Below are 24,330 nucleotides of genomic sequence, written 5' to 3'. Positions count from 1 at the left end.
CCTGGCGCAAGCTTGCCTCGAATAAACGCAGTTTGCGGATAGCGTCGGCCGGATCCGGCTAACGCGGCCGCGGCGCGCGGCGCCAGTATTCGCCTCACTCAATCAGCCAACGGCGAGGTGATGCGATGAAGGGTCTGGACAACAAAGTGGCCATCGTGACCGGCGGCGCCACGCTGATCGGCGCGGGCGTGGTCGCCAGGCTGCGTGCCTATGGCGTGCGCGTGGCGCTGTTCGATATCGACGCGGCCGGCGGCGAACGCGTGGCCGCCGCCGATCCGGCCGGCACGCGCTTCTGGCCGGTGGACATCGCCGACGATGCGCAGCTGGCGCGCGGCGTGGCGGACGCAGCAGCGCATTTCGGCCGCATCGACTTCCTGGTCAACCTGGCCGCGACCTACCTGGACGACGGCGCCGCATCAGGCCGCGCCGACTGGTTGCGCGCGCTCGATGTGAACGTGGTCAGCGCCGTGATGGCCGCGCGCGCGGTCCATCCCCATCTGCTTGCCGCTGGCGGCGGGGCCATCGTCAATTTCACCAGCATCTCGTCGCGCGTCGCGCAGACCGGGCGCTGGCTCTATCCGGTGTCCAAGGCGGCGCTGCTGCAGGTCACCCGCAACATGGCGATGGACTATGCCGCCGACGGCATACGCGTCAACTCCGTGTCGCCGGGCTGGACCTGGTCGCGCGTGATGGACGAGCTGACGCAGGGCGACCGCGCCAAGACCGACCGGGTGGCCGCGGACTACCACCTGCTGGGCCGCGCCGGCGATCCGGCTGAAGTAGCCGAGGTGGTCGCCTTCCTGCTTTCAGACCATGCCAGCTTCGTCACCGGCGCCGACTACGCGGTGGACGGTGGCTATTCCGCCATGGGTCCCGAACAGGCCAAGCCCGCGATCCCGCGCCTGGCCGCCTAGTTACTTGAAGAGGAGAACAATCATGCGTCGAATCGCGATCGTGGGGGGAGGGCAGGCGGGCTTGCCCTTGGCGCTGGGTCTGCTGGACCAAGGCTATGAGGTGACCGTGGTCACCAACCGTGAACCGGACGATATCCGCCGCGGCAAAGTCATGTCCAGCCAGTGCATGTTCGATGCCTCGCTGCAGATCGAGCGCGGCCTGGGCCTGAACCAGTGGGAGGCCGAATGCCCGACCGTCGACGGTATCGGCCTGGCGATCCCGCATCCGGAGCGGCCCGGCCACAAGCTGATCGATTGGGTGGCGCGCCTGGACCAGCCCGCGCAGGCGGTGGACCAGCGCATCAAGATGCCGGCCTGGATGGAGCTGTTCGCCGCGCGCGGCGGCCGGCTGCTGATCCAGGACGGCGGCGTGGCCGAACTCGAGTTGCTGGCGGCCTCGCATGACCTGGTGCTGCTGGCCGCGGGCAAGGGCGAGGTGGTCAAGCTGTTCGAACGCGATGCGCTGCGCTCGCGCTTTGACCGGCCGCAGCGCGCGCTGGCGCTGACCTATGTGCACGGCATGCGCCCGGCGCCGGATCATTCGCGCGTCGCCTTCAACCTGATTCCGGGCGTGGGCGAGTACTTCGTGTTCCCTGCGCTGACCGTCAGCGGTCCCTGCGAGATCATGGTGTTCGAGGGCGTGCCTGGCGGTCCGATGGATTGCTGGCGCGACATCAAGTCACCGCAGGAGCACCTGGCGCAAAGCCTGCATATCCTGCACGCCTACCTGCCCTGGGAGGCCGAGCGCTGTGGCGCGGTGGAACTGACCGACGCCAACGGCATCCTGGCCGGCAGCTTCGCGCCCACGGTGCGCAAGCCGGTGCTGACCCTGCCGTCGGGCCGGCTGGTGTTCGGCTTGGGCGATGCGGTGGTGACCAACGACCCGATCACGGGGCAAGGCTCGAACAACGCCACCAAGGCCTGCGCCGTGTACCTGGACGCGATCCTGGCGCATGGCGACGCCACGTTCACGGCGGAATGGATGCAGCGCACCTTCGAGCGCTTCTGGGATTACGGCGGCGCGGTGGTGGAATGGACCAACTCCATGCTGCTGCCGCCGGCGCCGCACCTGCTCAAATTACTGCAGGCCGCGGACCACACGCCGGCGATCGCCAGCACCATCGCCAACGGCTTCAACCATCCACCGTCGCTGTTTCCGTGGTGGGGCGACGCCACCGCCTGCGAGGCCTTCATCGCGGCGCAGCCGGCGCGGGCGGCGGCATGAAGCCCGATTGCGCGGCGGGGCTGCCCTTGGATTGGGGCTGTACCGATCTGCATCCCAAGGTCCTGCGCGGCGTGCTCGGCAGCTATCCGACGGGCGTGGCCATCGTCGCCACGCGTTGTCCGGATGGCCGCCGGGTCGGGCTCACCATCAACTCCTTCGCCTCGCTGTCGCTGGACCCGCCGCTGGTGCTGTGGAGCCTGGTGAACCACTCGCCCAGCCTGGCGGCGTTCCGCGATTGCAGCCATTTCACCATCAGCGTGCTGGCCTGCGGCCAGGAAGCGCTGGCGCTGCGCTTTGCCAGTTCTTCTGTTCCGGACAAGTTCGAGGGAGCGCCGGTGCATGACGTGCCGGAAGGCGTGCCCGCCATCGCGGGGGCGGTGGCCACCCTGGTCTGCGCCAACGACCAGCAAAGCCCCGCGGGCGACCACCTGCTGCTGTTCGGCCGGGTGCTGCGCGTGGCCAGCGTGACGGCCACGCCGCTAGTGTTCCATGCCGGGCGCTTCACCGCGCTGACCGCCGCGTAGCGGCCTACTACTCATCGGAGCGCATCATGCCCCTGGATTCAGAGGCGCAGGTCATCATCGTCGGCAGCGGCATGAATTCGCTGGTCTGCGCCGCCTTGCTGGCGCAGCGCGGCAAGTCCGTGCTGGTGCTGGAACGCAACGACAGGCTGGGCGGCTGCATCCGCACCGAGGAACTGTTTCCCGGCTACCGCCACGACGTGCTGTCCTGTTGGTATCCGCTGTTCATGGGCAGCCCCGCCTACGCGGCGCTCAAGCCCGCGCTGCACGAAGCCGGATTGGAATTCATGCAGGGCGAGTACGCCACCGGATTGGTGCTGCCCGACGGCCGCGGCCTGGCCTTGAAGCAGGACGTGGCGGACAGCGCGCGGCGGCTGGACGCGTGGGCGCCCGGCGATGGCGCGGCCTTCGGCGCCATGGCGCAGCGCCTGTTCGGCGAGGACGCGGCGCTGACCTTCGGCCTGCTGGGCCAGAACCCCTACGGCGCGGGCATGCTCAAGCTGCTGTTCGGCGAATGGCGCAAGCGCGGCATGGACGGCCTGGCCGCCTTTGCCGCCGATTCGATGGAGAGCTTTCGCCGCTGGTCCGAACGCGCGCTGCGTTCGGACGCCGCGCGCGCCCTGATTGCGCCCTGGGTGCTGCACACCGGCCTGGGTCCGGACGACGCCTGTTCCGCGCTGATCGGCAAGCTGACCTTCGCCGCGGTGGTGGCCGGCGGCATGCCGGTGGTCAAGGGCGGCGGCAGCGGCGTGGTGGACGCGTTGGCCGCCGTCATCGAACGCCATGGCGGCCGCCTGCAGACCGGCGCGGAGGTCGAACGCATCATCACAAGCGGCCAGGGCAAGCGGCGCCGCGCGGTGGGCGTGCTGGCGGGAGGGCGCGAATATCGCGCGACGCAAGCCGTGGTCTGCAACGTGACGCCCGGCCAGTTGTACGGACAGTTGCTGCCCGATGCGCCGCCCGCCGTGCGCGAACGCGCCGCCAGCTATCGCTACGGCCGCGGCGGCATGCAGATCCATTTCGCGCTGAACGCGCCGCCGGACTGGCTGACGCCGGAACTGCGCCATGTGCCGCTGGTGCACCTGACCGAGAGCATGGAACAGGTCTGCGCCTCGGTGTCCGAGGCGAACAACGGCCTGCTGCCCGCGCGTCCCACGCTGGCCATCGGCCAGCCCGTGGCGGTGGATCCGACGCGCGCGCCGCCGGGCGGCTGGATCCTGTGGGTGCAGATGCAGGAACTGCCGGCGCGGATCAAGGGCGACGCCGCGGGCCAGATCGCCGCGCCCGCCGACGGCCGCTGGAACGAGGCCGTGCGCGAGGCGATGGCCGACCGGGTGCAGGCGCGCATGGAGCGCGTGATGCCGGGCCTGGCGCGCCGCATCGTCGGCCGGCGCGCCTATTCACCGGCGGACCTGGAGGGACTGAACTGCAATCTGGTGGGAGGCGATCCCTATTCCGGCGTGTGCTCGCCTGACCAGTTTTTCTGGCTGCGGCCCTTTGCCGGCGGCCAGGGCGCGCGCGGCCACCGCACGCCGCTGCGCAATCTCTTTCACATCGGCGCCGCCACCCATCCGGGCCCCGGCCTGGGCGGCGGCTCCGGCTATCTCGTCGCACAACAAATAGGCAGGAGGGGAACATGAACGGACACCTGAAACTCCGGCGGCTGGCCAGCGCCACGGCATTGGCGCTGGCCAGCGCGGGAGCCCAGGCCACCGAGGGCGGCGGCCTGGGCGTCTACCCGGACGGTCTGGAAAACTTCATGTCCGGCGCGCTGCCGCCGCCCGGCGTGCACCTGCTGGTCTATGCCGGGGGGGCGCGCTACGACACGCTGCGCGGCAACGACGGCCAGCGCGTGCCGGTGCCCGGCTTCAAGGTGGACGTCAACGTGCTGGCGCCGCGCCTGATCTGGGTCACGCAGCAGCAGGTCATGGGCGGACAACTGGCCTTCCACGCCATCGCGCCGCTGCTGGACGTGACCGCCAAGGCTGCCGGGCAGCGCAACCGCAGCACCGGCCTGGGCGACATGACGCTGGGCGTGGCGCTGGGCTATCACCCGTCCGAAAGTCTGCACTACGTGGTGGGGCTGGACATGTACGCGCCCACCGGCGAATACGACCGCAAGGACCCGTCCAGCCTGGGCAAGAACTACTGGACCGCGCAGCCCGTGTTCGCGCTGAGCCGCATCAGTCCGGACGGCTTCAACGCCGACCTGAAAGTCATGTACGACTTCAACTTCACCAATTCCGCCACCGATACGCGTTCAGGCCAGGCCCTGCACGCCGACTACGCGCTGGGCTGGGGCGTGGGCAAGGGCTGGGTGCTGGGGGTGGGCGGCTACGCCTTCCAGCAGGTCACGGACGACAGCGGCCCCAACAGCGCCGCCGGCCGCGCCCGCGCTTTCGGCGTCGGTCCCTCGGTGCGCTACATGAATGAAAAAGGCTGGCTGTTCACGGCGAAATGGCAGCAGGACTTCAAGGTCAAGAACCGGCCCGAGGGCGCGCAGCTGTATGTGAAGCTGGGGATACCGTTCTAGGTCTGGCGGCTGCACCGGAAGGCCCTGGCTGGCCGCCTCTCTCCAGGGCTGTTCTGCTGGTATCGTTCCGCTGTCGATTGGACGGGGCAGGGACATGAATCTGTACGAAGCGATACGCTGGGGCAACGAATCCGGGGATCCGTACACCGGTGGTCCGGATGGCGCGGATACCTGCTTCCTGGTGCGGGCGGAATCGGTCGAAGAGGCCGGGCGGCTTGCGGATGCGGCATTGCGCGGCGCCCGGGGCGGGCTGGCGGACTGGGCTCAGGTTCTGCACTTGCTCGGCACGGAACAAGCCACGGACAGTGAGTCTCGAATCCTGCGCGGGCCCTATTTGCAGCACGCCTACCGGTACGGCTGGCGTCACTGGAGCCGGGACCAGGCGGCGGCGCCTTGGGTCGAGCAGCCTTAGGCGAGGGGCGCGTCAGCGGGGGGGCTGCTTGCCTTGCCCTTGAAGTTCCTGGACGGCAAACAGAACGAGCTCGGCCTTGTCGATGGAGTTGTCGCGCTCCGCGTTTTCCAGCAGATCGTCGATCTGTCCACGCAGATACCGGCAGTCGCTTGGTTCGCCTTTGGGATTGATTTTTTTGACCTGGACTCGTATCCGGGAAACCCAATCGCGCTCGCTCTGAGCCAAATTTTTCGCCCGCTGTTGGCGCTTGGTTGCCGCAGCGACCGCCTCCGGCGTTCGAATAGCGTCGCTGGTGACTTTCAAGATCGCTTTGGCATCATAGGGGACTTGAGCAAGCGGCTTGCCTATGACTGCTTCCGCCACCGCCAGCGATGACAGCTTGTTGATGTCGTCGATTGGAATGTCGATGGCGCAAGCGCCGGCCGCCGCGATGTGTGCGCCGGCCCGTTCGCCGAGCGGGATTTTCTGCAGGCGGGGTGAAAGCGCGGCGACGGCTGCGCGCCTGGCTTCGGCCTTCGCGTCGGCCGAGCGCAAGGCCTGGCTCGAAGCCTCGAACGCCTTCATGTCGATATCGTCCGAAGCGAATGCCGTCCCGATGGACAGCGTAGCGCAAAGAAGAAGACTGCTTTTTAGCGTTTTCATCGAGTTTCCTTCCCAGGGCTGCGCCAGGCCAGCGGGCTTCCTGTTGCGCGAGTGTCCTGGAAATGCACCTTCCGCGCCAGAGCGGGCAACGGATGAGGAAAGCAGGCGTTGTTCGGATGCAACTGTAGGCCGGCTCCCGCGTGGGTTTTCGGGCCTCGCTCACCATTCTGGCTGACGCTGGAATAGCATCCGGCGTGGAGATATCCGCGCCGGCGAGCGCTCACGGGGGACATGATGAAAAGAACGATTTCGGCGCTGGCGCTTTGCTTGTGCGGCGGCCTTGCCGCGGCGCAGAACGCGAGCAGCAGCTTTGAAGTGCAGGAGCCGATGCGCAATTCGCTGGGTTTTGCGATGGGTAGCGAAGACGGCCAGGAGTGGCTCGGCGACAGGGCGGTCGCACACATGGGTTTCATTGCCGCCTGCAGGCTGTACCCGGCAGACGGCCCGGAGGTCCAGGGGCTGGTGGCCATGTCCCTGGCGCAAGCGACCCTGGGCATGGACCTGGCCCGCGCGCCGGCAGACCCGGCCGCGCTGCGCGCCAAGCTCGCCCAGCGCCTGAACTCCCAGGAAGGGCGCAAGGACGCGGCGGAAAAAATCCAGGCCATGCGCAAGCGCGTCCTTGCCGAGCAGGCGCATGCCGGCAAGTTGATAGAGGCCTCCGTGGGCTTCACGGGCAAGAACGTGAATCCCTGCGCGCTCGAGCAGGACTACGCGCGTCAGTTCCTGCAACAGCACAAGAACGGCGCCTTGAAGGCCGCACCCAAGATCAACCAGCTTGCGCGCGAGGTCATGGCGCAGGATGCCGCTGCCAAGGCGAAGCCAGCTGCGCCGGCCAGGCCCTGAAGCGGCGCCGCCTCAGCCGCGCCGCCGCAGGCTCTGGCTGGGGCTTACGCCGTAGCGTTCCTTGTAGCCGGCGCTGAAGCGCCCCATGTGCGCGAAGCCCCAGCGCAGCGCCACGCCGGCGATGTTGCGGGTCTCGCCCGAGACCAGTTCGGCGTGCGCGCGTTCCATGCGCAGGTCGCGCAGGTAATGCATGGGGCTCACGCCCAGGAATTCCTTGAATCCCGCGTAAAGGCTGCGCACGCTGACGCCCGCGATGCGCGCCAGCTGCTCGGCGCTGACGGGTTCGTGCGCATGCGCCTGCAGATAGTCCTGGACGCTGCGCACGTGGCGCGGCAGCACCGCGCCGCGGCGGCCGGGCAGGGCGCCGGTGTAGTTGTGGGGCTGGGCCGCCAGCAAAGTGGCGGCGACCAGCTGTTCCATTTGATGCACGATGAGTTTGTGCTCGGCCAGGTTCGCGTGCTGGGTGGAACAGTCCAGCAGATAGCTCATCAGGCAGCGCCAGGCCGGGCATTCGCGCCAGCGGAACCCCAGCTGGAAGCGCAGCGGCCGATCCAGCGCACAGCCCAGATGGCCCACCAGGGTGCGTTCCAGCAGCGAGCGGCCCACGCGCAGCATGAACTGGTCGTTGTCGTCGGCCCAGCGCATGGCCAGATCGTCGTCCGGGCTGACGACCGAGGCGACCTCGGGCGTCGAATCCAGTTGCTGGGGGCCGCTGCTGATGCGGGCGCAGCCCGACAGCGGCATCTGCACCAGGAAGAAATCCTCCAGCGGACCGGGCTGGATCTCGACGTTGGCGCCGTAGCGCAGGCGGTTCAAGGAGACCTCGCCCAGCGGCTGGTGGTGCATGCGCGCGTCCAGGCGCTGCAGCGCGCCGACCACGCCCAGGTGGTGCGGGCGCATCACGCGGCCCACCATGGAGCGCGCTTCGTCCAGGTCGCCGGAGGCGAACAGCTGCTGCGCCGGCAGGCCCAGGACCGATTCGATCCGCGGTGCGGCCGGCGGCCAAGCGGTGCTGGTGGCGGACTGCGTCGTGTCGAGCATGGGGGGACTCCACTGCCGGGGCCTTGAAGGCTCTGATAGTAAAGCTGCGCCGGACCGGGCGGACTGGTGGAAAACCCGTCCAGGGGTGGGGGGGTCTATCCGCTATTTGCGGCGGCTATCCGCGGAATGCAGAAAAGCGGTGCAAATTTATATTGACAACCGGTTTTCATTATTGGAAACTGGTTGTCAATTAAACCCAAAGCCAAGGAGGGCAACCATGAATCCGACCAAGGAAGAACGGCTCACCGGGGTGATCCTGACCTTGTTCCAGTTGAACGGCGCGTTGCTCGATTGGGGCGATGCCTTCGTCGCGCCCGAAGCGCTCACCAGCGCGCGCTGGCAGATGCTGGGCGCCCTGGCGCTGGCGGGGCAGCCTTTGAGCGCGCCGCAGGTCGCTGCCGCCATGGGCGTGACGCGCCAGGGCGCGCAGAAGCAACTCAATCTGCTGTCCGAGGCGCAGTTGGTGGAAGTCCGCCCCAATCCGCAGCACAAGCGCTCGCCGCTGTACCGGCTGACCGATGAAGGCCGGCGCGTCTATGGCGCCATCGACGCGCGCTGGAAGGAGCGCGCGCGGCAGTTGGCCGGCGGCTTCAGCGCGGCCGAACTGGAGACGGCGGGGAGGGTGTTGGCGGGCCTGCTGGCCGCGCACGTCCCCGCGCAACCGGAGCAAGATCATGAAACATAGAATCCATGCCGCCGCCGCGATGTTGACGCTGCTGTTTCTGGCAGCCTTCTGGATATCGACGGTTGTGTCCGAACTGTTCCTGACGGCGTCCGCGGTGGCTCAGGTCAAGCTTGCCATCGCCTATGCGCTGCTGGGTTTCGTGCCGGTCATGATGCTGACCGCGGCGAGCGGCTTCATGATGGGCGGCAAGGGCAGGCATCCACTGCTATTGGCCAAGCGCAGGCGCATGCCCTTCATCGCGGCCAATGGACTGCTGATTCTCGTGCCTGCGGCGTTGTTCCTGGCGCTGCGCGCGCAGGCGGGGCAGCTGGATGGGGTGTTCTACGGCGTGCAGGCGCTGGAGCTGGCGGCAGGCGCCGCCAACCTGACGCTGATTGGTTTGAACATCCGCGACGGCATCAGACTGGGCCGCTTGCGGCGGCGCCCGCAGGCGCTGAGCCGGGCCTAGCGGCCCGTCCCGCTGTGCGGGACGGGAGACCCGCCGGCCTTGGCGCCTCAGTGCATCTTGCCGTAGCGGCCGGCGTTGAAGTCCTGGATGGCTTCGACGATTTCCGCCTGCGTGTTCATCACGAAGGGGCCGTAGCCGACCACCGGCTCGTCGATGGGCTCGCCGCTGAGCACCAGGAACACCGCGTCGTTGTTGGCTTCGACGGTGATGTCCTCGCCCTCCAGGGAGAACAGCGCCAGCTGCGCGTCGCGCGCGACGGTTTCGCCATTGACCAGCACCGTGCCGCGCAGCACCACCAGCATGCTGTTGCGGCCCGCGGCGACGGGGAAGGTCGCCGACTTGCCGGCGGCCAGCCTGACGTCCCACACGTCCATCGGCGTGAAGGTGCGCGCCGGTCCCGCGTGGCCCGCGTAGTTGCCCGCGATCACGCGCAGCGTGCCCGCGCCATCCGGCAGCGCCACCGCCGGGATGTCCGCGTCGAGGATGCCCTGGTAGCCGGCGGGCGCCATCTTGTCCTTGGCGGGCAGGTTGACCCAGAGCTGCACCATTTCCAGCTCGCCGCCCTTGCGGGTGAAGGCGTGGGAATGGAATTCCTCATGCAGGATGCCCGAGGCCGCCGTCATCCATTGCACGTCGCCGGGACCGATGACGCCGCCGTTGCCGGTGGAATCGCGGTGCTCGACTTCGCCGCTGTAGACGATGGTCACGGTTTCAAAGCCGCGGTGCGGATGCTGCCCGACGCCGCGCGGATGCTCGGCCGGCTCGAACTGCGCGGGGCCGGCGTAATCCAGCAGCAGGAACGGACTGGTGTTCTTGCCCTTGTCGTTGTAGGAGAACATGGAGCGCACCGGGAAGCCGTCGCCCACCCAGTGGGGACGGGGGCTGGCATGCAATCCGAGGATCTTCTTCATGGTCGTATTTCCTGTTGCGCGGCCCCAGCGGGGCCGTTCGTCATAGTTAATAAGATAAGGGCGCAACCCCTTGGGCGGTAGTCCCTGGCATTGGTAAGCACTGTTCCACGCATCGGACAGTGGGAGTGGAACTTGCGGCTCGCGTATCCTTTGGAGATGGAAGACGGCATGCGCACGGCCCAGGCGGGCGGCAACAACGATCAGGTCCAGGGTTTCGCCCCGGTGGCGGGGACTGGCGCGCGCGTGCTGGTGCTGGGCTCGATGCCCGGGGTGGCATCGCTGCGGCAGGGCCGCTATTACGCCCATCCGCGCAATGCCTTCTGGCCCATCGCGGCCAGCGTCTTCGGCTTCGATCCCGGCCTGGACTATGCGCAGCGCCTGCAGGCCTTGCAGGCGGCCAGGGTGGCCTTGTGGGACGTGCTGCAAGCCTGCGAGCGTCCCGGCAGCCTGGACGCCGACATCCGCGGCGACACCCTGGTGGCCAACGATTTCGCCGCATTCCTGGAACGCCACCCGGCCATCGTCCGGGTCTGCTTCAACGGCGCCAAGGCCGCGGCGCTGTACCGCCGCCACGTGCTGCCCGGGCTGGCCGTGCCGTTGGAATACATGGACTTGCCGTCGACCAGCCCGGCGCATGCGGCGGCTTCGTTCGAGCACAAGCTGGCCGCCTGGAATCGGGCGCTCAAGATCGAGGATTGACGGTTTCTGAGCGTGCATTGGGCCGAGACGCGAGTATTACGTCCACGGGTTTTCCCTTATCCGTCCCCGGTTTGATTCTTATCAAGTCTCTATATAACTCCAAGTGATAAGTTAATTCCCGTAACAGAATTAACGCTTGGAGAAGCACTATGAGTACCCCCGCCAGCCCCCCGGAACCGCCACTCCCGGGTAAACGAGGCTTTCTGAAGGGCTTATTGGGGTTGGGGGCCGCGGCCACCGTCATACCCATCCGCGCCGAGGCAACCGGCATCAATGGGCAGCCGCCGCGCCGCCCGGGTATTCCGGGCAAGCGCTACGGCATGGTCGTGGACATGCGCAAGTGCATCGGCTGCCAGTCCTGTACGGTCAGCTGTTCCATGGAAAACCTGCCCCCCATCGGGCAGTTCCGCACCACCGTCCTGCAATACGAAGTCCTGCCCGATGCCGGCGGCCCCGCCTCCATGGTGATGCTGCCGCGCCTGTGCAACCACTGCGACAACCCGCCTTGCGTGCCGGTCTGTCCGGTGCAGGCCACCTTCCAGCGCGAAGACGGCATCGTGCTGGTCGACAACGAGCGTTGCGTGGGCTGCGCCTATTGCGTGCAGGCCTGTCCCTACGACGCGCGCTTCATCAACCACGAAACGCAGACCGCCGACAAATGCACGTTCTGCGAGCACCGCCTGGAAGCGGGGCTGCTGCCGGCTTGCGTGGAAAGCTGCGTGGGCGGCGCGCGCGTCATCGGCGACATGAATGATCCCGACAGCGCGATTTCCAAGCTGCTGGTTGAGCACAAGCAAGACATCAAGGTGCTCAAGCCCGAAATGAAGACCGATCCCCACGTCTATTACATCGGCCTGCCCGATGCGTTCGTCCATCAGGTCGACGGCCAGGCCGGCGTGCGGCTGGCTGGCGGCCATTGAGCCATCGAAGGGGATGACTATGCAGATCTCTGAATTGTTGACGCCGGTCTACGACGCCGCCTGGCTGCCGTGGGCCGTGCAGTACTTCTTCCTCATCGGCATCAGCGCCACCACCGCGCTGACCGCCGCCTTCGCGGCGTTCGGCGGCGCGGGCTCGTCCGCGCGCCGCCTGCTGCCCGCGGCCGTGACGGTGCTGCTGGTCAGCGCCATCGCCGCGCCCGTGTCGCTGTTGGCGGACCTGCACCAGCCCGGGCGCTTCTGGCATTTCTATGCACATCTCACGCCCTGGTCGTGGATGTGGCTGGGCGCCTTGCTGCTGCCGGTGTTCGTGACCCTGGCGTTGCTGTTCTGCGCCGCCTGGTGGTGGGGCCGTATTGGCTGGGTGCGCGCGCTGGGCATGGCGCTGGCGGTGTCGGCGCTGTCCATTCTGGTCTATACCGGCGCCGAAGTGATGGTGCTGCGTTCGCGGCCGCTGTGGCACACGGTGTTCCTGCCCGTGAACTTCGCGCTGACCGCCTGGCTGGGCGCGCTGGGGGCCATGTTCCTGGTGGGCCGCTGGCTGCGCGGCGGCACGCAGGCCATGCCGGTGGAGCTGCTGCGCAGCTTGAGCCTGACGGCGGTGGTGATGATGGCGCTGGGCGCTGGCGCCTGGACGTTGCTGGGGCTGCTGGGCATGGATCCCTCGTTCGACGCCGCCCTGCGCCTGTTCACGGAATTTCCGATCTGGCGCGTCAGCCTGGCGGGCGCGGTGGCGACCGGCTTTTGCATGATCGCGCTGCTGCAGCGTCCGGCGCGCACGCTGGCCGCGCCGCTGCCCTCGGCCGTGCTGGCCCTGACCATGCTGGCCGCGGCGTGGATCTTCCGCTGGGTGGTCTTCATGAGCGTGCAGGGCGTGCCCAAGTACGGCGCCGGCCTCTACCTGTACGAGATGCCCTGGGGTAGCGACGGTCTGCTCGGCATGGTGGGCGTGCTGGGCCTGTGCGTGGCGCTGATCGCCGCCGTGACCTACGCCCTGGAGCTGTTCCCGGCGCGTACGCGGGGCCTGGCGGCCTGAGCGCCGCCGCTAGACGAAAGAACATGGAATAGAAGCAATGGACAAGCAACACGAAGACGACAAGCGCGGCGCCCCGCCGGACGAGGCCCCCGACCAGCCGCGCGATGAGGCGCGGCGCAAATTGATGGTGCGCGGCGGCGTGGTCGCCGGCGGCATGGCGGCTTTTGCGGCGGGCTATGGCGAAACCGTGGTCCGGGCCGTGAAGGGCCTGGCGCAAGGCACGGCCGGCGTGCCCACGGCGCACGCCGTGCGCGGCAACTCGCTGACGCCGGAATTCCGCATCGATCCCTTGACCGGCGTGCTCAGCGCGCAGCCGGGGCAGACCGTCAGTCCCTCCAGCTGCCTGGGCTGTTGGACCCAGTGCGGCGTGCGTCTGCGCGTGGACACGAAGGAAAACCGCATCCTGCGCGTGGCCGGCAACCCCTATCATCCGCTGGCCACGACTCGGCCGGCCGCCATGGAAGCGCCGGTGCGCGAAGTCTATGCGCAGCTGGGCGGCGACAATGGCCTGGAAGGGCGCGCCACGTCGTGCGCCCGCGGTTCGGCCATGCTGGAGCAGATGAACAGCCCCTTCCGTGTGTTGCAGCCGCTCAAGCGCGTGGGCAAGCGCGGCGAGGGCAAGTGGCAGACCATCTCGTTCGAACAGCTGGTGCAGGAAGTCTGCGAAGGCGGCGACCTGTTCGGCGAAGGCCAGGTGGACGGCCTGCGCGCCATCTTCGACCGCGAAACGCCGTTGGACCCGCAGAACCCCGAGTATGGCGCCAAGGTCAACCAGTTCCTGTTCACCGACGCGTCCAACGAAGGGCGCACGCCGCTGATCCAGCGCTTTGCCGGGCAATCGTTCGGCACGGTCAACTTCAGCAACCACGGTTCCTATTGCGGCCAGAGCTTCCGCGTGGGCGCGGGCGCCGCGCTGGGCGATTTGAAGGGCATGCCCCACGGCAAGCCGGATTGGGACAATGCGCGCTTTGGCCTGTTCATCGGCGCGGCCCCGGCGCAGTCCGGCAACCCGTTCCAGCGCCAGGCCCGCCAGTTGGCCGAGGCCCGCGTGCGGCCGGTAGAGACTGGTTTTACGTACGTGGTCGTGTCGCCCATGCTGCCGGCCTCGTCCAGCCTGTCGGCCGGATCGGGCAATGAGTGGGTGCCGGTCAATCCGGCCGGCGACCTGGGCCTGGCCATGGGCCTGATCCGCTGGATCCTGGACAACGAGCGCTACGACGCCCGCGCGCTGGCGCAGCCCGGCCCCGAGGCCATGAAGGCCGCGGGCGAGGCGGCCTGGACCAACGCCACCCATCTGGTGGTGGCCGAGCCCGGCCATCCGCGCCTGGGCAGCTTCCTGCGCGGTGCAGACCTGGGCTGGGCGCGCCCGGCCGATGCCGGCGAGAAGTGGGAAGACGTCTACGTCGTGCGCCTGGAAGACGGCACGCTGGCGCCGCACACCGCGGCCGCGCCCGCCACGCTGTTCGTGGACGACACGGTGGCCGCGCCCGGCATGGACGGCGCGCCCCAGGCGCTGCGCGTGCGCAGTTCGCTGTCGCTGCTGCGCGAGGAAGCGCGCCGCAAGACGCTGGACGAGTACGCGGAGCTGAGCGGCGTGCCCGCCGCCAAGATCGCGTCGCTGGCCGAGCGTTTCACCAGCTACGGCAAGCGCGCCGTGGCCGATGCGCATGGCGGCACCATGAGCGGCTCGGGCTTCTATACCGCTTACGCCATCGCCATGCTGAACACACTGGTGGGCAACCTCAACGTCGAAGGCGGCCTGGTGCTGGATGCCGGTCCGTTTCCGCCCTACGGACAGGGGCCGCGCTACAACATCGCCGGCTTCGCCAACCGCGCCACGCCCAAGGGCGTGGGCCTGTCGCGCAACCGCTTTCCGTACGAGAAGTCCAACGAATTCAAGCGCAAGAAGGCCGCCGGCCAGCCGGCCTATCCGGCCGCGGCGCCCTGGTATCCGGCCACCGGCGGGCTCAGTTCGGAAATGCTGGCGTCCGCGCTGGCGGGTTATCCGTACCATGCCAAGGTCTGGTTCAACCACATGAGCAACCCGATCTACGGCATCGCCGGCTTGAAGAGCGTCATCATCGACAAGATGAAGGATCCGCGCCTCTTGCCGCTATCGGTATCGATCAACCCCTTCATCAACGAGACCAATGCGCTGGCCGACTACATCGTGCCGGACACGGTGACCTACGAAAGCTGGGGCGTCTCGGCGCCCTGGGCGGACGTGGTCGCCAAGGCGTCCACCGTGCGCTGGCCGGCCGTGCAGCCGCGCGTGGCGCGCACGGCCACGGACGAGCCGGTCTGCCTGGAGACCTTCCTGATCGCTTGCGCCAAGCGGCTGGGCATGCCGGGCTTCGGCGCGGGCGCCATCTCCGACAAGGACGGCGCCAAGTACGCGCTGGACACGCCGGAGGATTTCTTCCTGCGCGGCATGGCCAATATCGCTTTCGCGGCCGGCAAGCCCGTGCCCGAGGCCAGCGACGACGACATGGCGCTCACCGGCGTGGACCGTTACGGCGCGCTGCTGCAGCAGAAACTCAAGCCGGGCGAATGGCGCCAGGTCGCCATGGTGATGAGCCGTGGCGGGCGCTTCGACAAGATGCAGGACGCCTGGGTGGAAGAAGGCGGGACGCGGCAGACGCGTGTCGCCTACGCCAAGCCGCTGCAGGTCTGGAGCGAGGAACTGGCGGGCTTTCGCCATTCCATGACGGGCGAGCGCTATAGCGGCTGTCCGACCTGGTATCCGACGCGCCTGGCCGACGGCCGCGACATGCGGGCGCACTACGCGCAGAAGGACTGGCCGTTCTTGCTCAGCTCGTTCAAGTCCAACCTGATGAGTTCCATGTCGATAGGCGTGAACCGTTTGCGCCAGGTGCATCCGCACAATCCGGTGTCGATCAACCGCCAGGACGGCGAGCGCCTGGGCATCCGCAATGGCGACGCGGTACGTATCGTGACGCCGGGCGGCGCGGTGACCGGGTTGGCGCTGCTGCGCGACGGCATCCAGCCGGGCGCGGTGGGCATCGAGCACGGCTACGGGCATACCGAGCTGGGCGCGCGCGCCCACGTGGTGGATGGCAAGCCCATGCCGCACGATCCGGCGCTGGCCGCAGGCGTGAACCTGAACGACCTGGGGTTCGGCGACGCCACGCGCGGCGAGCATGCCAACGTCTGGATCGATTGGGTCTCCGGCGCGGCGGTGCGCCAGGGGCTGCCTGCGCGGATCGAGCGGGTCTGAGCGCTGGGCGGGCCGGTACTGTGTGCCTCAGGGCACGATGGTATCGGCCACCAGTTCCAGTCCGTCCGCATGGATGCCGAGGGCGGGCAATGCGCCGCCCAGGTCGCCCGGCCGCGCGGCCGCCGTGCCGGACTTGCTGACGCGGATCTCCACCCGCACCTTGCTGGCGCGCGACAAGGTCGCGTCCGGCGACATGGCGCTGCTGTCGTCCAGCACGAAATCCCGTGGCAGGTCGGAGACCTGCATGCGCAGGATGGCCAGCGGCATGCGCGAACCTTCCTCGGGACGCGCCAGGATGAACACGGTATCGGAGGGCTGGACCCGGCCGCGCAGCCCATCGGCGATGCTTGCGCGTCCGCTGATGCGGGCGTTCGAAGCGGCGGCCGCGGGCGCTGCGCCAGCGGCGGGGGGCGTGGATGCGGCAGCGGGCGCTGCGCCGGGGGGCGAGGCCGTGGATGCCATGGCAGGTGTGCCGGCGGGTGCTGCGGCCATGTTGCGCGCCTGCGCGATGTTGGACTGGATCTGCCTCGCGGCTTCCGAGTCCGGCGGCAATTGGGCCTGCAGCCGTTCCCAATGCGCCAGCGCCTCGGCCGCGTCGCCGCGGCGCAAGGCCATCATGCCGGCCAGGGCCAGGGCCTTGGGCTGGTCCGGCTGCGCGGCCAGGGCCTGCGCCACCGCAGCGATGGAGGCCTCGTCCGGGTTGCCCTGGTTGGCCGACAGCAGCGCGTCGGCCAGGTCGGCCAGTACCGCTGGCTGGCCCGGGACCAAGCGCAGCACCTGTTGATAGGCGGCCACCGCGTCGGTGTAGCGTGCCAGGGTTTCATAGGAACGCGCCAGCATGTACCAGCCGTCGGCATCATCTGGCGCCGCCCGCAGCCGCTGGGCCAGCGCGTTGATGGCCAGCGTCATGTCATTGCCGGTGTCGGCCGCGTGCGGTTCGGCGGGCTGGCCCGCGCTGGCGCTGGCCGCCGCGCGCGGGTTGCCCAACTGGCCGTAGAGCATCACGGCCGCCACCGGGATCAGCACGGTCAGCAGGCAGGCGGCCATGATCCCCGCGCGCTGCCCGGCCCAGGGCGCGCCGCGGCCGCGCCGCAAGTCCAGGTCCTGCAGCAGGTCGCGCTGCAGCTCTTCTTCGGCGCGCATGCCAGCGGCGGCGGTGAGGCTGCCGTTGTCCATGTCGCGCCGCAATTGTTCGCGCTGCGCCAGATAGAACGCGCGCACATTGGCCTCGGACGCGGGTTGTTCGGTGGGCGCGCGCCGCAGCAGCGGCGGGATCAGGCAGAGCAGGGTCGCCAGCAGCAGGAGCACCACGATGATCCAGAGAGTGGTCATGAGCCGGTATCCAGGAAGCGCGCCGCGCGCGCGCGTTCGTCGGCGGTCAGGGGCGCGCGCGCGCCGGCGCGGCGCTTCAAGGTGCGCAACAGCACGAAGAAGCCCAGCGCCAGCAGCGCGAACGGCCCCAGCCACAGCAGCCAGGTGATGGGCTTGAAGGGCGGGTCGTAGCGCACGAAGTCGCCATAGCGGTCTTCGAAGAACCGCATGATCTGCGCATCGCTGCGGCCTTCGGCCAATTGGTCGCGGATCAGCTTGCGCATGTCCTGGGCCAGCGGCGCGTTCGACTCGGCCAGGGTCTGGTTCTGGCACACCAGGCAGCGCAGTCCGTGGGCCAGCTTGTCGGCGCGTTGTTCCAGGACAGGCGGCAAGGGTTGCGCGGCGCCGGCGTGGACCTGGGCGCGCGCGGCTGCCGTCAAGGCCAGCGCCAGCAGCAGGGCGCGCAGGCCGGCCCACGCCAGGCCGCGAGGCAGGATAGGCGGCCGCTTCATCGCAGCGCCTCGATGGCGGGCTGGATCCGGTCGCGCCAGATATCGGGCGTGATCAGGCCCAGCTGCTTGTAGCGGATGCGGCCGTCACGGTCGATCACGAAGGTCTCGGGCACGCCATAGACGCCATATTCGATGCCGACGCGGCCGTCGATGTCGCTGGCTGAAGCGATGTAGGGATTGCCGTTGCGCGCCAGCCAGGCTTCGGCTTCTTCGGGCTTGTCCTTGTAGTTCAAACCGTACAGCGGAATGCCGTGGCGTCGGGCCGCCTCGCGCAAGACCGGCAGTTCCTCCTTGCACGGTCCGCACCAGGACGCCCATACGTTCAGCAGCCAGACCTGGCCACGCAGCGATTGCACTTCCAGCGTCTTGCCGGGGGCCAGCAGCACCGGCAGGCCGATGGCGGGGGCAGGCTTGTCTATCATGGCCGAGGGGACCGCGCGCGGATCGCGCGACAAGCCCATCGCCAGGAACACGGCCATGGCCAGGAAGGCCGCCAGCGGCACCAGGTAGCGCAGCATCAGACGCCCTCCCGCGTGGCGCGCGCGGCGCCGGGCATGGCCGGCTGCGGCGCCCGCGCCGGTTCCTGTGCGCGGCGGTAGCGCTTGTCGCCGGCCGCCAGCAGGCCGCCCAGCGCCATCAGGATGCAGCCCGTCCAGATCCAGGTCATGAAGGGCTTGACCTGCAGGCGCACCGTCCAGGCCTTGTCACCCACCGGTTCGCCCAGCGCCACGAACAGGTCGCGGGTGAAGCCGCTGTCGATGTCGGCCTGGCTCAGCGCCATGTCCTGCACCGTGTAGAGGCGCTTTTCCGGATACAGCGTAAGCACTGGTTTACCCTCCCGGGTCACCGGAAATACGGCGCGCTGCGCGCTGTAGTTGGGTCCGGCGGCCGGCGCGATGCTGGCGAACGTGAAGGCGTAGCCGCCGGCTTCCTGGGTGGAGCCCAGCTCCATCCGCAATTCCTGCTTGACCTCATAGCCGTTGGCCAGCGTGACCCCGGCGATGAATACGCCCATGCCCCCATGCGCCAGCAGCATGCCGTACCAGGAGCGTGGCTGGCGGCCCAGCCGGCGCAGCCACTGGCCGTCGCCATCCGTCAGCCGTTGCCAGGCGTGCGCCGCGGCGCTGGCGACCGACCACGCCGCCAGCCATAGGCCCAGCATCACCATGGGCGAACCCAGCCGCGCCGGGCCCGGCATGGCCAGCGGCAGCAGCACCGCGGTCGCGACGCTGACCGCGAACGCGATGCGCAGGCGGCGGCCCAGGTCGGGCAGCTCCGCCTGCTTCCAGCGCGCCACCGGGCCTGCGCCCATCAGGAAGATGGCGGGCGTCATCAGCGGCACGAACACGGCTTCGAAATAGGGCGGGCCGATGGAAATCTTGCCCCACTCCAGCACGTCCAGCACCACCGGGTAGAGCGTGCCCAGCAGCACCGAGCCCGCCGCCACCGTCAGCACCACATTGTTGGACAGCAGCAGGGACTCGCGCGACAGCAGCGAAAAGCCTCCGCCCAGCCCCACCGTGGGTGCGCGCCACGCATACAGGGCCAGCGATCCACCCACGATCACCAGCATGAATGCCAATATGTACAGGCCGCGACCCGGATCCACCGCGAAGGCGTGGACGGAAGTCAGCACGCCCGATCGCACCAGGAAAGTGCCCAGGATGCTGAGCGAAAACGTGCAGATGGCCAGCAGCACCGTCCAGCTGCGGAAGGCGCCGCGTCTCTCGGTCACGATCAGCGAATGGATCAGCGCGGTGCCCGCCAGCCAGGGCATGAAGGAGGCGTTCTCCACCGGGTCCCAGAACCACCAGCCGCCCCAGCCCAGCACGTAGTAGGCCCAGGCGCTGCCCAGCAGGATGCCTACGGTCAGGAAGGTCCAGGCCGCCAGCGTCCAGGGGCGCACCCAGCGCGCCCACATGGCGTCCAGTTCGCCCGACAGCAGCGCCGCGATGGCGAAGGCGAAGGCCACGGAGAAGCCGACGTAGCCCATGTACAGCATGGGCGGATGCACGATCATGCCTGGATCCTGCAACAGCGGATTCAGGTCGCGGCCGGCCATGGCCGGCGGCATCAGGCGCTCGAAGGGGTTGGACAGGAACAGCAGGAACAGCAACAAGCCCACGCTGATCCAGCCCATCACCGCCAGCACGCGGCCGACGAAAGGCAGGGGCAGGCGGCGGCTGCACAGCGCCACGGCCAGGGTCCAGGCGGTAAGGAGGTATAGCCACAGCAGCAGCGACCCTTCATGTCCGCCCCACACCGCCGTAAAGCGATAGGCGGTGGGCAGGTCCGCATGCGAGTTCGCGGCCACGTACAGCACGGAAAAATCGTTATCCACGAAGGCCCAGGCCAGGCAGCCCATGGCCACGGTGGTCAGGGCGAACTGGCCCACCGCGGCGGGCCGAGCCACCCTCAGCCCCGCCTGCCAGCCGGTGGCGGCGCCCACCAGCGGCAGCACGCCTTGCGCCAGCGCCACCAGCAGCGCCAGGATCAGACTGAACAGGCCGATCTCGGGAATCATTGCGCCTCCGCGCGCATGGCGTTGGCCCCGGCGCCCGCGCGCTTGAGCGCGTCGGCGGCTTCGGGGGGCATGTAGTTCTCGTCGTGCTTGGCCAGCACCTCGGTCGCGCGGAACACGCCGTCCGGCCCCAGCTTGCCGGCCACCACCACGCCCTTGCCCTCGCGGAACAGGTCGGGCAGCAGGCCCTGATACGTGACCGGCACGGTGTGCGCGGTGTCCGTCACCGCAAAGCGCAGCGTCAGGCCGTCGGCCTCGCGGCGCAGCGAACCTTGCTCCACCAGGCCGCCGACGCGGAAGCTGCCGTTGGCTGGCGCTTCCTTCGCCACCACCTGGGTAGGGCTGAAGAAGAACACCAGGTTGGATTGCAGGGCGTTGAGCACCAGCGCGGCGGCGGCGGCCAGCAGGCCCAGGCCGCCGACGATGGCCAGCGCGCGGCGCTTGCGCGGGCTCATGGCGCAGTCCTGTCCGCGCGGCTGGCGGCAACCTGCGCCGCGCGCCGGACGCGGCTACGCCGCCACAACACCAACGCTTCCAGGCCGATCAGCGCCAGCGTCACGCCATACGCGCCCAGCAGATAGGGACTGTGGCCTTGCAGCGAGAACAGCGCTTCCCAGCTCATGGCGCCTCCCGCCGTGTCCGGTCGGCCCGCACCGCGCCCGGCTCGCGTTCGGCGATGATGCCGCGCACGCGCGCCAGCGCCGCCGCCGCGCCATAGAGCCAGAACGCCGCCACCATCAGCAGCATCGCGGTCACCATGACATGGGCCATGCTGGGCGCGGCGGTGAGATTGATCGACGCGCCCTGATGCAGCGTGCTCCACCAGCGCACCGAGAAATAGATGATGGGCACGTTGATCACGCCCGCCAGCACCAGGATGGCGCCGCCGCGGTCGGCCCGTTGCGCGTCGTCGTCGGCGGCCGCCTGCAAGGCCATGAAGCCCAGGTACAGGAACAGCAGTATCAGTTCGGAGGTGAGCCTGGCGTCCCATACCCACCAGGCGCCCCAGGTCGGCTTGCCCCACAGTGCGCCGGTCCATAGGGTCAGGAAGGTGAACAGCGCGCCGGTGGGGGCCAGCGCCCGCATCATCATGAACGACAGGCGGGTATTGAAGATCAGCCCCAGCGCGGCGTACAGCGCCATGACCAGGTACAGGAACATCGACATCCACGCCGCTCCGACGTGGATGAAGAGGATGCGGTAGACCTCGCCCTGCTGGCTGTCGGTCGGGGCGACCGCCAATCCCACGTACAGGCCCGCGGCCGCGAACAGCGCGGCGCCCAACGCCAGCCACGGAATCATCCTGCCGGCCAGGGGATAGAACGCGGCAGGCGAGGCGTAGCGCAGCCAGCCCGCGCCCGTTGCGGCAGCGGGGGGATACGCGTTGAGGGCAGGGTGCTTGTGCATGGCGTCCTCAGTCCAGCGCCACGCGCAGCGCCGCCGAGGCGCTCCAGGGGCACAACAGGATGGCCAGGCACAGGCATGCGCCCAGCAGCGACAATTGCGGCCCGGCGCCCATGCCGGCGTGCGAGGCCGACACCGCGCCCGCGCCGAAGATCAGCACCGGCACGTACAGCGGCAGCACCAGCAGCGGCAGCAGGGCGCCGCCGCGCAGGCCCAGCGTCAGCGCCGCGCCCAGCCCGCCCACCAGCGCCAGCGTCGGCGTGCCCAGCAGCAGCGACAGGACCAGGATGCCGATGGCCTGCGGCGACAGGCCAAACTGCAGGGCCAGCACCGGGCTGGCCAGGATCAAGGGCAGGCAGCTGCTGAACCAGTGGGCCGCCAGTTTCGCGCCCACCAGCAGCGGCAGCGGATGCGGCGACACCAGCAGTTGTTCCAGCGCGCCGTTGTCGTAGTCCTGGGCGAAGGGCCGGTTCAGAGTCAGCAGGATGCCCAGCAGGGCGCAGACCCACAGCACGCCCGGCCCGATGGCCAGCAGCAGCGCGGGATCGGGGCCGACCGCCAAGGGGAACAGCGTGCCGGCCACGATGAAGAACAGGGTGGCGCCCAGCGTGTCCGCGGGCCGTCTCCAGGCCAGCCGGATTTCACGCAATGCCAACTGCGACAGCGTAGCCAGCATCCGCGTAGTCATCCATGTCCAGGGTTTGGGTTTGGGTGTGGACGTGCGCGGCGGCGCAGCCGGGTTCGCGGTGCGAGGCCAGCACCACGGCGCCGCCGGCCGCCAGGTGCGTTTCCAGCGCCAGGCTCAGTTGCGCCAGGCTGGCCGAGTCCAGGCCCGCGTCGGGCTCATCCAGCAGCCATAGCGGCTTGCCGCCCAGCACGACGGCGGCCAGCGCCAGTCGGCGGCCCTGGCCCTGGGATAGGCGCAGGGCGGGGACCTTGGCGCAGGATTCCAGGCGCCATGCGCGCAAGGCGTGCAAGATGCGCGTTTCCGCGAGCGGCGTGCCGGCGATGTGCAGGGCATAGCGCAGGTTCTCGGCGGCGCTCAGTTCGCCGCACAGGCCGTTGCCGTGCCCCAGGTACGCCATACAGGCGCGGTAGCTTGAGGGATCGCTGCGCGCGTCGCCGCCGCGCCACAGCACGCTGCCGGCCAGCGGCCGCAGCAGGCCCGCGAGCATGCGCAGAAGACTGGTCTTGCCGCTGCCATTGGCGCCCCGCACGTGCAGCAGCTGGCCGCCATGCAGCTCGAAATCCACCGGCGCGCAATGGCCGCGGCGGCTGGCCAGGCCGCGCGCGCAAAGCATGGGCGGCGGCGCGTCAGCGGGCCGCATGCGCCACTTCCTTGGCGGAGCCTGCCGGCTCCGGCGCCATGGAGGTCGGACCCGGCCCCATGTTGGGCAGCTTGTGGGCGATGCCCTTGTGGCAGTCGATGCAGGTCTTGCTCTTGTCGGCCAGATAGGTCGAATGCATGTTCTGCGCGCGCGGGCTCTGGCGCGTGAAGTCCATGTATTCGTAGTTGTGGCAGTTGCGGCATTCCAGCGAATCATTGGCCTTGAAGCGCGCCCATTCGTGCTGGGCCAGTTCCAGGCGCTTTTCGACGAACTTCTCGCGCGTGTCGATGGTGCCGAAGATCTTGCCCCACACTTCCTTGGACGCCTGCATCTTGCGTGCGATCTTGTCGGTCCAGTTGTGCGGCACGTGGCAGTCCGAGCACAGCGCCCGCACGCCGGAGCGGTTGGTGAAGTGGATGGTGCCCTTCAACTCGGCGTACACGTTGTCGCGCATTTCGTGGCAGCCGGTGCAGAACTTCTCGGTATTGGTGAGTTCCATGGCGGTGTTGAAGGCGCCCCAGAACAGGATGCCGCCGATGAATCCGCCGACCGTCAGGAAGCCCAGGCTGAAATGCACGCTGGGCCGTCGGATGATGTTCCAGTAGCGCTTGATGAGTCCGAGCATGGCTGCCTCCGGTCGCTTACTTCTTGGCGGGCGCCGGGGCAGTCAGGCGCTTGAGGATCACATCGATGTCCTGATAAGTATTGGACACCAGAGGCTTGGCCTCGGTCTGCGGCACGTGGCATTGCACACAGAAGTAGCGGCGCGGCGAGACTTCCGCCAGCACGTTGCTGTCGCGGTCCATGTAGTGGGTCACGCTCAGGGGCGGGGCCTGGGTTTCCTCGGTGTTCACGCGCGCGTGACAGGCCAGGCAGCGGTTGAAGTCCTTGTCGACCTGGTAGCCGTCGATCTTGTGCGGAATGGTGGGCGGCTGCATCGAATACGTGCGCATGCGCCGGATGTCCTTGTTTTCGACCGGGCTGATGAGCGGCGGGTCGGCTTCCTGCGCGATTGGCGTGGGGCCGCGCATCGGGTCTTCGACCTCCAGCGGCGGGGCCGCCCAGGCGGCCGAACCGAGGATGACGCAGGTCGCGAGAGTAAGGGCGCGTAGGTTCATGGCTGTCTCCG

Annotated in this window: 27 protein-coding genes; 13 read left to right on the top strand and 14 right to left on the bottom strand. The window is 68.8% G+C overall.

Annotated features, from left to right (window positions below):
• Positions 1–125: 125 nt before the first annotated feature.
• The 6 genes from FOC84_RS00775 to FOC84_RS00750 all read left to right on the top strand — a co-directional run bounded on the left by FOC84_RS00775 (position 126) and on the right by FOC84_RS00750 (position 5,644).
• Positions 126–914, top strand: a complete 789-nt coding sequence (locus FOC84_RS00775; RefSeq protein WP_173142746.1) for an SDR family oxidoreductase — start codon at positions 126–128, stop codon at positions 912–914.
• 22 nt (positions 915–936) lie between these two features.
• A complete protein-coding gene (locus tag FOC84_RS00770; protein ID WP_173142745.1) occupies positions 937–2,178 on the top strand; it encodes a styrene monooxygenase/indole monooxygenase family protein in 1,242 nt (413 codons plus the stop codon).
• Entirely contained in the window at positions 2,175–2,702 is a 528-nt protein-coding gene (locus FOC84_RS00765) for a flavin reductase family protein (protein ID WP_173142744.1), read from the top strand. Before FOC84_RS00770 ends, FOC84_RS00765 begins: the two co-directional genes overlap by 4 nt.
• 26 nt (positions 2,703–2,728) lie before the next feature.
• Positions 2,729–4,339, top strand: a complete 1,611-nt coding sequence (locus FOC84_RS00760) for a phytoene desaturase family protein (protein ID WP_173142743.1) — start codon at positions 2,729–2,731, stop codon at positions 4,337–4,339.
• Complete coding sequence (locus tag FOC84_RS00755; protein WP_173142742.1) at positions 4,336–5,232, top strand: SphA family protein; 897 nt, start codon at positions 4,336–4,338, stop codon at positions 5,230–5,232. Before FOC84_RS00760 ends, FOC84_RS00755 begins: the two co-directional genes overlap by 4 nt.
• Positions 5,233–5,326: 94 nt before the next feature.
• The gene (locus FOC84_RS00750) at positions 5,327–5,644 is read left to right on the top strand and encodes a hypothetical protein (RefSeq protein ID WP_173142741.1); all 318 of its coding nucleotides are present in this window, start codon (positions 5,327–5,329) and stop codon (positions 5,642–5,644) included.
• Between the two features lie 12 nt (positions 5,645–5,656).
• Here FOC84_RS00750 and FOC84_RS00745 read toward each other — a convergent pair whose 3' ends face one another.
• Entirely contained in the window at positions 5,657–6,286 is a 630-nt protein-coding gene (locus tag FOC84_RS00745) for a hypothetical protein (protein WP_173142740.1), read from the bottom strand.
• A 231-nt stretch (positions 6,287–6,517) separates the two neighbouring features.
• On the opposite strand from FOC84_RS00745, the gene FOC84_RS00740 reads away from it, so the two are divergent.
• Positions 6,518–7,129 (top strand): hypothetical protein, encoded by a 612-nt coding sequence (locus FOC84_RS00740; RefSeq protein ID WP_173142739.1) that lies wholly within the window; start codon positions 6,518–6,520, stop codon positions 7,127–7,129.
• Positions 7,130–7,141: 12 nt separating this feature from the next.
• On the opposite strand, the gene FOC84_RS00735 is transcribed toward FOC84_RS00740, so the two are convergent.
• Positions 7,142–8,170, bottom strand: a complete 1,029-nt coding sequence (locus tag FOC84_RS00735) for an AraC family transcriptional regulator (protein WP_173142738.1) — start codon at positions 8,168–8,170, stop codon at positions 7,142–7,144.
• Positions 8,171–8,387: 217 nt separating this feature from the next.
• Between FOC84_RS00735 and FOC84_RS00730 the strand changes: the two genes are divergently transcribed.
• A complete protein-coding gene (locus FOC84_RS00730) occupies positions 8,388–8,855 on the top strand; it encodes a MarR family winged helix-turn-helix transcriptional regulator (RefSeq protein ID WP_173142737.1) in 468 nt (155 codons plus the stop codon).
• Positions 8,845–9,303, top strand: a complete 459-nt coding sequence (locus FOC84_RS00725; protein WP_254241863.1) for a hypothetical protein — start codon at positions 8,845–8,847, stop codon at positions 9,301–9,303. The genes FOC84_RS00730 and FOC84_RS00725 overlap by 11 nt, the downstream gene beginning before the upstream one ends.
• A 47-nt stretch (positions 9,304–9,350) precedes the next feature.
• Here FOC84_RS00725 and FOC84_RS00720 read toward each other — a convergent pair whose 3' ends face one another.
• Positions 9,351–10,214, bottom strand: coding sequence for a pirin family protein (locus FOC84_RS00720; RefSeq protein WP_173142736.1), 864 nt, complete (start codon positions 10,212–10,214; stop codon positions 9,351–9,353).
• Positions 10,215–10,382: 168 nt separating this feature from the next.
• On the opposite strand from FOC84_RS00720, the gene FOC84_RS00715 reads away from it, so the two are divergent.
• The 4 genes from FOC84_RS00715 to FOC84_RS00700 all read left to right on the top strand — a co-directional run bounded on the left by FOC84_RS00715 (position 10,383) and on the right by FOC84_RS00700 (position 16,125).
• Positions 10,383–10,913, top strand: a complete 531-nt coding sequence (locus FOC84_RS00715) for a DNA-deoxyinosine glycosylase (protein ID WP_173142735.1) — start codon at positions 10,383–10,385, stop codon at positions 10,911–10,913.
• Positions 10,914–11,062: 149 nt separating this feature from the next.
• The gene (gene dsrO, locus FOC84_RS00710; RefSeq protein WP_173142734.1) at positions 11,063–11,833 is read left to right on the top strand and encodes a sulfate reduction electron transfer complex DsrMKJOP subunit DsrO; all 771 of its coding nucleotides are present in this window, start codon (positions 11,063–11,065) and stop codon (positions 11,831–11,833) included.
• Positions 11,834–11,852: 19 nt separating this feature from the next.
• The gene (gene nrfD, locus FOC84_RS00705) at positions 11,853–12,887 is read left to right on the top strand and encodes an NrfD/PsrC family molybdoenzyme membrane anchor subunit (protein WP_173142733.1); all 1,035 of its coding nucleotides are present in this window, start codon (positions 11,853–11,855) and stop codon (positions 12,885–12,887) included.
• 37 nt (positions 12,888–12,924) lie between these two features.
• Positions 12,925–16,125 carry a tetrathionate reductase subunit A gene (locus FOC84_RS00700; RefSeq protein ID WP_173142732.1) on the top strand — a complete coding sequence of 1,067 codons (3,201 nt, stop codon included), beginning with the start codon at positions 12,925–12,927 and terminating at the stop codon, positions 16,123–16,125.
• A 27-nt stretch (positions 16,126–16,152) separates the two neighbouring features.
• Here FOC84_RS00700 and ccmI read toward each other — a convergent pair whose 3' ends face one another.
• The 11 genes from ccmI to FOC84_RS00645 are packed head-to-tail and all read right to left on the bottom strand — an operon-like array spanning position 16,153 to position 24,319.
• Positions 16,153–17,457 (bottom strand): c-type cytochrome biogenesis protein CcmI, encoded by a 1,305-nt coding sequence (gene ccmI, locus FOC84_RS00695; RefSeq protein ID WP_173142731.1) that lies wholly within the window; start codon positions 17,455–17,457, stop codon positions 16,153–16,155.
• Positions 17,454–17,948: a cytochrome c-type biogenesis protein gene (locus FOC84_RS00690; RefSeq protein WP_254241862.1), complete on the bottom strand. Its 495-nt coding sequence runs from the start codon at positions 17,946–17,948 to the stop codon at positions 17,454–17,456. The genes ccmI and FOC84_RS00690 overlap by 4 nt, the downstream gene beginning before the upstream one ends.
• Positions 17,945–18,466, bottom strand: coding sequence for a DsbE family thiol:disulfide interchange protein (locus FOC84_RS00685; protein ID WP_173142730.1), 522 nt, complete (start codon positions 18,464–18,466; stop codon positions 17,945–17,947). Before FOC84_RS00685 ends, FOC84_RS00690 begins: the two co-directional genes overlap by 4 nt.
• On the bottom strand, positions 18,466–20,472 hold the full coding sequence (locus FOC84_RS00680; RefSeq protein WP_173142729.1) for a heme lyase CcmF/NrfE family subunit: 2,007 nt from the start codon (positions 20,470–20,472) through the stop codon (positions 18,466–18,468). Before FOC84_RS00680 ends, FOC84_RS00685 begins: the two co-directional genes overlap by 1 nt.
• The gene (gene ccmE / locus FOC84_RS00675; RefSeq protein ID WP_173142728.1) at positions 20,469–20,924 is read right to left on the bottom strand and encodes a cytochrome c maturation protein CcmE; all 456 of its coding nucleotides are present in this window, start codon (positions 20,922–20,924) and stop codon (positions 20,469–20,471) included. Before ccmE ends, FOC84_RS00680 begins: the two co-directional genes overlap by 4 nt.
• Positions 20,921–21,091, bottom strand: a complete 171-nt coding sequence (gene ccmD, locus FOC84_RS00670; RefSeq protein WP_173142727.1) for a heme exporter protein CcmD — start codon at positions 21,089–21,091, stop codon at positions 20,921–20,923. Before ccmD ends, ccmE begins: the two co-directional genes overlap by 4 nt.
• On the bottom strand, positions 21,088–21,876 hold the full coding sequence (gene ccmC, locus FOC84_RS00665; protein ID WP_173142726.1) for a heme ABC transporter permease CcmC: 789 nt from the start codon (positions 21,874–21,876) through the stop codon (positions 21,088–21,090). Before ccmC ends, ccmD begins: the two co-directional genes overlap by 4 nt.
• Positions 21,877–21,883: 7 nt before the next feature.
• Entirely contained in the window at positions 21,884–22,549 is a 666-nt protein-coding gene (gene ccmB / locus FOC84_RS00660; RefSeq protein ID WP_013393089.1) for a heme exporter protein CcmB, read from the bottom strand.
• A complete protein-coding gene (gene ccmA, locus FOC84_RS00655; protein WP_173142725.1) occupies positions 22,515–23,201 on the bottom strand; it encodes a heme ABC exporter ATP-binding protein CcmA in 687 nt (228 codons plus the stop codon). Before ccmA ends, ccmB begins: the two co-directional genes overlap by 35 nt.
• Positions 23,188–23,826, bottom strand: a complete 639-nt coding sequence (locus FOC84_RS00650; RefSeq protein WP_173142724.1) for a cytochrome c3 family protein — start codon at positions 23,824–23,826, stop codon at positions 23,188–23,190. The genes ccmA and FOC84_RS00650 overlap by 14 nt, the downstream gene beginning before the upstream one ends.
• Before the next feature lie 16 nt (positions 23,827–23,842).
• Positions 23,843–24,319, bottom strand: coding sequence for a nitrate reductase cytochrome c-type subunit (locus FOC84_RS00645; protein ID WP_041653353.1), 477 nt, complete (start codon positions 24,317–24,319; stop codon positions 23,843–23,845).
• Positions 24,320–24,330: the final 11 nt, after the last annotated feature.

The sequence above is a fragment of the Achromobacter pestifer genome, assembly GCF_013267355.1.
In the GTDB taxonomy this organism is placed as follows: domain Bacteria; phylum Pseudomonadota; class Gammaproteobacteria; order Burkholderiales; family Burkholderiaceae_B; genus Achromobacter; species Achromobacter pestifer_A.
The sequence above is the reverse complement of the archived record's forward strand: the minus strand, read 5'-3'. Positions and strand labels throughout refer to the sequence as shown.